At 38.1% G+C, this 1,751-nt stretch carries 3 protein-coding genes; 1 reads left to right on the top strand and 2 read right to left on the bottom strand.

Translation table 11 applies throughout. The annotated features are described in order from the left end of the window. Positions 1 to 110: 110 nt before the first annotated feature. Positions 111 to 374, top strand: a complete 264-nt coding sequence (locus N483_RS26500) for a hypothetical protein (RefSeq protein ID WP_036975009.1) — start codon at positions 111 to 113, stop codon at positions 372 to 374. A 198-nt stretch (positions 375 to 572) separates the two neighbouring features. Here N483_RS26500 and N483_RS26495 read toward each other — a convergent pair whose 3' ends face one another. Both N483_RS26495 and N483_RS26490 read right to left on the bottom strand, forming a co-directional pair. After that, entirely contained in the window at positions 573 to 959 is a 387-nt protein-coding gene (locus N483_RS26495; RefSeq protein ID WP_023397480.1) for an RHS repeat domain-containing protein, read from the bottom strand. Between the two features lie 19 nt (positions 960 to 978). Further along, on the bottom strand, positions 979 to 1,431 hold the full coding sequence (locus tag N483_RS26490; protein ID WP_023397479.1) for a hypothetical protein: 453 nt from the start codon (positions 1,429 to 1,431) through the stop codon (positions 979 to 981). Positions 1,432 to 1,751: the final 320 nt, after the last annotated feature.

Here is a 1,751-nt window from a genome sequence, read left to right as displayed (position 1 = left end):
TTCCTTGCTATTGCCATAAAAAAAGCCATCCATACTTTAACGTTCAGTAAAGCATAGACGGCTTATTAGACTATTCCCAAATTTGGTTGGGTGTCACATGTATTCCGTTATTGCAACAAAATGCCGATTTAAGCCAGCCCAAAGTCCCCTATGATACGGCTGTACTTTGGCAACATGAAGGAACCGGATGTAGCCTATCCGGTCTTGATTACTCATTTATCAGTTTAAGTACAAAGCCAACAAGCCGCGGTGATGGTTACACGCGCAATGGCGCTTCGCTCTATCAGCATAATGTTAAGTTTGACCTCTGGCCATATAACAACGGCGTATACAGTGGTGCGGAACAAAACTCTTTACTGTACTACGTTAAATAAGCATTGGGCCGACTCGCTAATGGAGTCGGCCTTCTATTTCTGTATCAATAGACGATGAGTAACATTCCGAAACTTCAAAACAGAAACAAATCACACAAACATGTTGGATTAGCTTTTATTTGCTTCTGGCGTTGCTTAAATTTGAGCTTTCGAAGGATTTTAGACATGAGTAACCCAATAACTCTTAGTTAGTTATGGTTAAAAGTTAAGAAAAAATAGGACAGGCACATTTCTTTCTTTTCTTTTTTTGCGACCAAACTCATCGTAAATGTAACCTTTTGACCAGTCACTAGTATATTCGTACGCTAAACGATGCTTTTTATCTGTGTCATACACCCAAGTCGCAACACGTGCGCCGTTAACATTATGAGATGTTTTGCGGCCAAAACCATCGTAGCCAAAAGCTTGTACATTACCATTAGCATCTGTTTGTTTTATCAAATCCCCAAATGCATTGTAGTCATAGGTCCACGTACCACTGTCTAAGTCGGTTTGGCTTACCTTCAAGCCATTAAGTAAGTTATAGCTGTTTTCAATCAGCAAATTGGAATGGGTGTCATCTATTTTTCTCTGAATGGATGTCACCTCAACTTTTTTTGTGTGTCTATTTACTTAATAATCTAGCGCTCTTCAAATTACATTCTGAACTCATAATCACCGGCTTCTGTATATCAAGTTCAACATTGACTTTTTCCCAATTCTTACTTTTTGCTACCTGGTTAACATTTAAGGGCCCATCTACTGTGTGGTCTAAAGTGTTTATAAAATAATATTCACACTCTCCTTTTCCGACCACTTTCAGAACGTCGTTTATAACCTGGGATATAAGAGGTTTCCTTGAAGCATATATTACATTGTCCACTAATAAAAATTGAGATAAAGAAGCTAAAATTATAACGCCTTTGCTTCTCTCCTCCCCCTCGTAGATAATAAAGTTTTGTTCTCCACCCGCAAATGCAAAATAATATTCTGCTGCAATTTCAACGGTACCATCTTTTACGCCCGGACCACAGCCTGACAAAAAAAACGCTATTAAAATGATAATTGTATATCTCATTCTTTCCCTATTTAGTTACTATATACTTTGGTGAGCCTGAATAATGAATTGTAAAATCTAATCCAGATCTTGTCCCCGCAATTGAAGCCAAATAATACCCACCATAAGTTAAAGTGTTTCCAACTCCGTATTGTATCCAAGTACGATACTGCGATCTCAAATTGAGCGTAAAATCATAAGTCCCACTTGATATTTGTATAGAGCCATCAGACTTCATTGCGAACATTAACATGACACCCAATCCTATTTATACCACAACTACATCCCTGCTAGTTTCAAATCACAAATAAACCTCCCCAAATTCAAGTTCCAAGTGCACC

The organism is Pseudoalteromonas luteoviolacea NCIMB 1944, assembly GCF_001625565.1.
Taxonomy (GTDB): domain Bacteria; phylum Pseudomonadota; class Gammaproteobacteria; order Enterobacterales; family Alteromonadaceae; genus Pseudoalteromonas; species Pseudoalteromonas luteoviolacea_F.
The sequence above is the reverse complement of the archived record's forward strand: the minus strand, read 5'-3'. Positions and strand labels throughout refer to the sequence as shown.

Excerpts from the sequence above, each read along its gene's own strand:
- N483_RS26490 (WP_023397479.1), bottom strand. The coding sequence starts at position 1,431 with ATGAGATATACAATTATCATTTTAATAGCGTTTTTTTTGTCAGGCTGT.